Origin of the sequence: Clostridium sp. 2218st1_F5_2218SCRN_220325, assembly GCF_039062665.1 — a bacterium.
In the GTDB taxonomy this organism is placed as follows: Bacteria; Bacillota; Clostridia; order Peptostreptococcales; family Peptostreptococcaceae; genus Intestinibacter.
Genome location: NZ_JBCLNH010000037.1, coordinates 1 through 6,312, shown reverse-complemented (window position 1 = coordinate 6,312; position 6,312 = coordinate 1). Strand labels below are relative to the sequence as shown.

5 protein-coding genes are annotated in these 6,312 nt (G+C 27.2%); 4 read left to right on the top strand and 1 reads right to left on the bottom strand.

Translation table 11 applies throughout. The features are described 5' to 3' along the window. Positions 1–180 precede the first annotated feature (180 nt). Positions 181–1,047: a shikimate dehydrogenase gene (gene aroE / locus ABCM86_RS13890; protein ID WP_295733230.1), complete on the top strand. Its 867-nt coding sequence runs from the start codon at positions 181–183 to the stop codon at positions 1,045–1,047. A 151-nt stretch (positions 1,048–1,198) separates the two neighbouring features. Here aroE and ABCM86_RS13885 read toward each other — a convergent pair whose 3' ends face one another. Continuing rightward, positions 1,199–3,211, bottom strand: coding sequence for an NAD(P)/FAD-dependent oxidoreductase (locus tag ABCM86_RS13885; protein ID WP_295733229.1), 2,013 nt, complete (start codon positions 3,209–3,211; stop codon positions 1,199–1,201). A gap of 374 nt (positions 3,212–3,585) precedes the next feature. Between ABCM86_RS13885 and ABCM86_RS13880 the strand changes: the two genes are divergently transcribed. The 3 genes from ABCM86_RS13880 (at position 3,586) to ABCM86_RS13870 (ending at position 6,259) form a co-directional block, all read left to right on the top strand. Then, positions 3,586–4,500 carry a LysR family transcriptional regulator gene (locus tag ABCM86_RS13880; protein ID WP_343004193.1) on the top strand — a complete coding sequence of 305 codons (915 nt, stop codon included), beginning with the start codon at positions 3,586–3,588 and terminating at the stop codon, positions 4,498–4,500. Positions 4,501–4,589: 89 nt separating this feature from the next. Next, entirely contained in the window at positions 4,590–5,378 is a 789-nt protein-coding gene (gene aroD / locus ABCM86_RS13875; RefSeq protein ID WP_195931824.1) for a type I 3-dehydroquinate dehydratase, read from the top strand. A 101-nt stretch (positions 5,379–5,479) separates the two neighbouring features. Beyond that, a complete protein-coding gene (locus tag ABCM86_RS13870) occupies positions 5,480–6,259 on the top strand; it encodes a shikimate kinase (protein WP_295572577.1) in 780 nt (259 codons plus the stop codon). Positions 6,260–6,312 lie beyond the last annotated feature (53 nt).

The window sequence follows — 6,312 nt, the reverse complement described above, 5'->3', positions numbered from 1 at the left end:
ACTGTAACATGAACATAAACTTATGAGCTATTTTTTTATCCATTTTTAAGTGTTGCACTTAATATGATAATTCATCTATTATTAAAAAGATACTAATTAAGATTGACAATTTTTTTTTATTAGCTAGAATTTAAGTAAATAAACATGAACTAAAAAAGAGTTTATAGGAGGATAATCAAAATGAAGAGCATAAGTTCGAAAACAAAAGTATACAGTGTAATTGGACATCCAATTAGCCAAAGTTTTTCGCCAAAGATACATAATTATTTATTCAAAAAATACAATATTGATGCAGTTTATGTAAGTTATGATATTGATCCTGAATATTTAAAAGAAGGTATAGAAGGAATAAGACATCTTGGTATAATGGGAACGAATGTAACTATTCCTCACAAAATAGAAGTTATGAAGTATTTAGATTTTATAGACGAAAAGGCTAAATTATTTGGAGCTGTAAATACTATTAAAAACGTAGATGGAAAATTATATGGATATAACACAGACGGAACAGGTCTTACTAAATCTATAAAAGATGCTAGTCAAGAGAGCATTGAAGGAAAGAAAGTACTAATAATAGGTGCAGGAGGTGCCTGTAGAAGTATTGCAATACAGCTTGCAATTGAAAATGCTAAATCGATTGAGATTGTAAATAGAAGTATAGAAAAGGCACAATCGATAGCTGATACAATAAATGAACATTTTGAAACTGAGGCTATTGCGACATCTAAAAATATAACACAAGAAGATATAGATAATATTGATATACTTATAAATACTACTCCTATTGGAATGGGTACAGATGAATCTCCAATTGATATATCTTTAATCCCGCCTAAGCATCTTATAGTAGCAGATGCTGTTTATAAACCACATGAAACAGCACTTATTAAATGGGGTCTTAGATATGATTTAAAGATCGCTTATGGGATACAAATGCTTATAAACCAAGGCGTACATTCATTTAATATATGGACAGGTATAAAACCTACATTAGAAGATACAAAAAATATACTAGAGATATTCTTAGAACAACAAAAAACTTTATAAGTATTTTATAAAGTAAAAAACAAAAGATTTTTATAAGTAGTTTTTAAAGTAAATTTACATATCGAAAACTTATTAAAAAACTAGGCTGTTTTATAAATATAATTATTAAAACAGCCTAGTTTTTATTTTGAAAATAATTTTATATTATATCTTATACATAAATATCAAGATAATCGTGTTTAGTAAGTGTATTTATAATATTTCTTCCTTCTTCAACACCTTCTATAATACGTCTAGCTCTTATACTGTCTCCTATAGAAACAATTTCTATATTTGTATCAGAATATTCTTCTTCTAGAGCTTTTAATACAGGGTTATTTGATTTCATTCCTAAGCATACAAATCCATAATCAAATTCTAACTCATCTAATGAGCCATCCGCATATTCAACTAAGAATGAATTATCTTTTACTTCTAATAATTTTGTATTAGTAAGTTGTTTTACATTATGTTTGTTTAATAAATCAAAAGTACCAACTTTTGATACTGGATCTATTCCATTTCCTATAACAGGAGCCATTTCAACTATAGAGCAGTCAGCATTTCTTGGTGCAAAGAATTCTGCTACATCAAGTCCAACAGCACCACCACCGATTATAACGACTTTTTTGCCAGTTAAATCTTGTGGATAATTTTCTATATTATTTATCATATCTAATATAGAGAAGACTTTTGAATCTTCTTTAGCCATTACTTCATGAAGCCCTTTGATTGGAGGTAATAATGGAGAAGAACCAGTTGCGTTTATTATTAAATTAGGTTTTAAGTTTTTAATAAATTCTACATTAGCTTCAGTATTTTTAAAAACATATAAATTATCTAATTTTTCTGCTCTATTTATTAAATATTTAGGGAAGTCATATAATCTTCTTTTATCTGGTATTTTTGAAATTTCAGTAGCTAGACCACCTAAAACATCTTTTTTCTCGATTAAGAATGTAGCACATCCAACTTCTGCAGCTGTACAGGCAGCTTCAAGTCCTGCAGTACCACCACCTATAACTACTACATTACAATTTTTATTTACTTTTACTTTTTTATAAACCTCATCTTCATTTACAGAAGGGTTTACAGTACATCTTATAGGTCTATTTATTCCTATTCTATTTCCAGCACATCCTATATTACAAGATATACATTTTCTAAGTTCATCTTCTTTTCCAAGTTCAACTTTGTTTACCCATTCAGGATCAGCTATAAGTCCACGTCCCATACCTATTAAATCGGCATCTCCTCTTTCAAGTATATCTTCAGCAACTTGAGGATTTCTTATATTACCCATTGTTATACATGGTTTATTAAATTTATCTTTAACTGCTTTTGATAAATAAGCTCTCCAACCATCTTTTAAATAGTTAGCATCTATTTGATATTGTATTGAGCCGTTAAGAGCAGCAGATACGTCGTATATATCTACTTCATCATTTAAGTATTCTAAGTATTTTAGGCAGTCATCTATTGTATTACCACCTTCCATAAATTCATCTGCACTTAAACGTAATAATATTGGGAAGTTAGGCCCAACATTTTTTCTAACTTCATCTATTACAAGTCTTGCAAAACGAGTTCTGTTTTCTATAGAACCACCAAATTCATCAGTTCTATCGTTATATAATGGTGATAAGAATTGACTTATTAAGTAAGAGTGACCAGCATGTATTTCAACTGCATCAAAACCAGCAGTTTGTGCTCTTTTAGCTGCTTCACCGTATTTTTTAGCTATTTCATATATTTCTTCTTTTTCAAGTGGTCTAGGAATTTCTCCGCCTGCTTTTGATGGTATATTTGAAGCAGAAACTGGTTGCATTCCTGTTCTTGAAGACATTGCAGAAGCTCCTGCATGATTTATTTGTATAGCTATTTTTGTTCCATATTTGTGAACTCTTTCGCAAAGTTTATATAATCTTGGTAGATAACTATCGTGATCTATGCGAAGTTGAGAAGTGCCGTTTGAACCTTGTGGAGAAAATACACTAGCATTTTCTACTATTATAAGTCCAGTACCGCCTTTTGCTCTTTGTTCATAATAATTAATGTGTAAAAAACTCATCTCTCCATTTTGTTCACCGTAGTTTGTACCCATTGGCATCATTACGATGCGGTTTTTTAAAGTCATATTTTTTACTGTTAAAGGTGAAAAGATATTTTTATATTTGTGTGCCATTTTAAAACCTCCATTAAATTTTATTGTATGTGTGATTATTATTTTTTTGATTGTTAATTTTTTATTTAAGATTATTCTAACAGTATTTATTTAAAATAACTAATAGACTTTATTTAAGAATTCATAGATAAAACTAATAGAAATATTGTTTTTTATGAAGTATTATTATAATTGATGATAAATTTAGTAAGTTTTTTTATTTTTTATATAATTTAAAAATCTATAAATAAAATTTAAGAAAAAATGGATTTATATAGATTTTATTTATAATTAACATAATTTCTTATGCGTTATAAAAATAGATAAATCTATTAAAAAAATAAAAATTGTATATTAAAATAAAAACATTAAATTAGTAATAGAAAGGGGATATTATGAATTTAAATCATTTACAATACTTTGTTAAGTTAGCTCACTTAGAGCATTATACGAAAGCTGCAAAAGACTTAGATATAACTCAGCCTAGTCTTAGTCACGCTATTTCTTCATTAGAAGAAGAGCTCGGCACAAAGTTATTTGAAAAGCAAGGTAGAAATGTGAGTTTAACTAAATACGGAAAAATCTTTTTAAAATATGTAGAAAAATCTTTAGATTATTTACAAGAGGGAGTGGATAAAACTAAGGCTCTTACTTGTGCGACAAGTGGACTTATAGACTTAGGCTATATATATACGCTGGAGACTGAATTTGTACCGCTTATGGTAAGAAAATTTTTAGACAGCAATAAAGATAAGAGTTTTGGATTTACATTTTCATCTAATAATACAAAATCTATTATAGAAAGACTAAAAAATGAAAAATATGATATAGGATTTTGTTCTAAAGTAAAGGATGATAAAGATATAGAGTTTATAAAAATAAAACAAGAAGAGTTGGTAGTAGTAGTTCCAAAAAATCATGAGTTATCTAAATATAAAGAGATAGATTTAATAAAAACTGCATCTTACAATCAGATTGCATTTACTAAATCGAGCGGACTTAGAAAAGTTATAGATGACTTATTTAAAGAAATAGATAAAAAGCAAATTATATCTTATGAAGTTGAAAATGACAGTTCTATGGCAGGTTTAGTATCAGGAGGATTTGGGATAGCAATAATGCCTAATATACCTTTTTTAAAAAATTTGAATTTAGATATAATAAAATTAAAAAGTCCAGTTTATAGCAGAAATATATATATGGCAAAATTAAAAAATAAATACTTATCTCCAGCAGTAGAACAATTTAGTAAATTTATAATTGAAAATTGTGACTCTAAAGAAAAAATTGAAACTAAAAATATATACTAAAAGATTTATTATATATTAAGGTATGACTTTTTTTGATATAATAATTAATAAGATAAATATTATTATATTAAAAGGGAGATTTGAGGAGTATGAGGATTTTAAAAGTAAGGGATGTAGAAATAGGAAAAGGTATACCTAAAATAATTGCTCCAATATGTGATAAAACAGAAAAAGAAATTTTACATACAGCAAAGAAGTTTTCTATTATACCAGTAGATTTTGATATATTAGATATAGATATTGTCGAATGGAGAGTAGACTGGTACGAATATTATAATGATTATTCAAAGATAGAGATAGTTCTTGAAAAGCTTAGAAAAATATTAAAAAATATACCTATTATATTTACAATTAAAAGAAATACAAGCGATGGGGAAGCTGATATAACTGAAGAAAAGTATGTAGAGATATATAAAGAAGTATGTGCTACTAAATTAGTAGACTTTATAGATGTTGAAGATAGTATAGGCAAAGATAATATGAAGGAAATAATTGAAGTTGCAAAAGATATGGGCACATATGTAATAACGACTAATCATAATTTAGATCACACGCCATCTAAGGCAGAATGTATTGCTACAGCAAAAGAATTAGAGGATATGGGTGCTGATATTATAAAAATAATAACAAAGCCGAGCAGTAAGTTAGATGTTGTTGAACTTCTAGAAACTACAATTATAATTTCAGAGCATATATCTAGCGTGCCTATTTGCACAATATCAATTGGTGAAAAAGGTGGACTAAGCAGGATTTGTGGAGAATTTTTTGGTTCATGTTTGACTTATGGTGTTAATATTAAAAAAAGTGCACCAGGACAACCCAATATTGAGGACTTGAGCAATTTATTAAAATTAATACATAAAAATATAGAGGCGTAAAATTATATATCAAATATATAAGATTTTATAAATAAATTAATTGGATTAAATCTTGAATTAGACTTATAATAAAAATAAAAACTAATTTAAGGGGAAAGAGTATGAAAAATATTGAAAATATTAGAGAGAAAATTAGTGATTGTGATAGTAAGATAATTGAGCTTTTAACAGAAAGAATGAACTATATTGAAGATATTATAGCCTATAAAAAAGAACATGGACTACCTATACTTCAAGAAGAATTTGAAGCACAAAAAGAAATTAGTTTGAGAAATCAAATAGATGGAAATAAATTTGAAGACGAGATTTTAGATGTATTTAGATATATAGTAGATAATGGCAAAAAGATACAAGCTAAAAATTTATTTGCATATAATATATTCTTAATTGGATTTATGGGAGTTGGAAAAACTACAGTGTCTTCTTACTTAAGTCATATGCTATCTATGGAAGAAATAGAAACAGATGCGCATATAGTAAAGATGGAAGGTATGACTATTGCAGAGATGTTTAAAATAAAAGGTGAAGAGTATTTTAGAAAATGTGAGACAAATACCTTAATATCTTTAAAACAAAGACAAAATACTATAATTTCATGTGGCGGAGGTATGGCCCTTAGAGATATAAACGTAGAATATATGAAACAAAGTGGAAAAGTTGTACTACTTACAGCATCACCAGAAACTATATTTGAACGTGTTAGATATAGTAATGAAAGACCTCTATTAAATGGAAACATGAATATAGAATTTATATCAAATTTAATGAAACAAAGGGAGCAAAAATATTTAAATGCAAGTGATATTATAGTATCTACAGATAATAAAACAATAAATGAGATATGTGAAGAAATAGTAGGCAAACTTATAAAATGTGATTAATAAAAATAGTATTAGGTTATAACTCTTAGTTAAAATCTAATACTATTTTTATT

Bases quoted from the DNA above. Each gene is read 5' to 3' on its own strand.
- aroE (WP_295733230.1), top strand. From the start codon at position 181: ATGAAGAGCATAAGTTCGAAAACAAAAGTATACAGTGTAATTGGACAT.
- ABCM86_RS13885 (WP_295733229.1), bottom strand. From the start codon at position 3,211: ATGGCACACAAATATAAAAATATCTTTTCACCTTTAACAGTAAAAAAT.
- ABCM86_RS13880 (WP_343004193.1), top strand. From the start codon at position 3,586: ATGAATTTAAATCATTTACAATACTTTGTTAAGTTAGCTCACTTAGAG.
- aroD (WP_195931824.1), top strand. From the start codon at position 4,590: ATGAGGATTTTAAAAGTAAGGGATGTAGAAATAGGAAAAGGTATACCT.
- ABCM86_RS13870 (WP_295572577.1), top strand. From the start codon at position 5,480: ATGAAAAATATTGAAAATATTAGAGAGAAAATTAGTGATTGTGATAGT.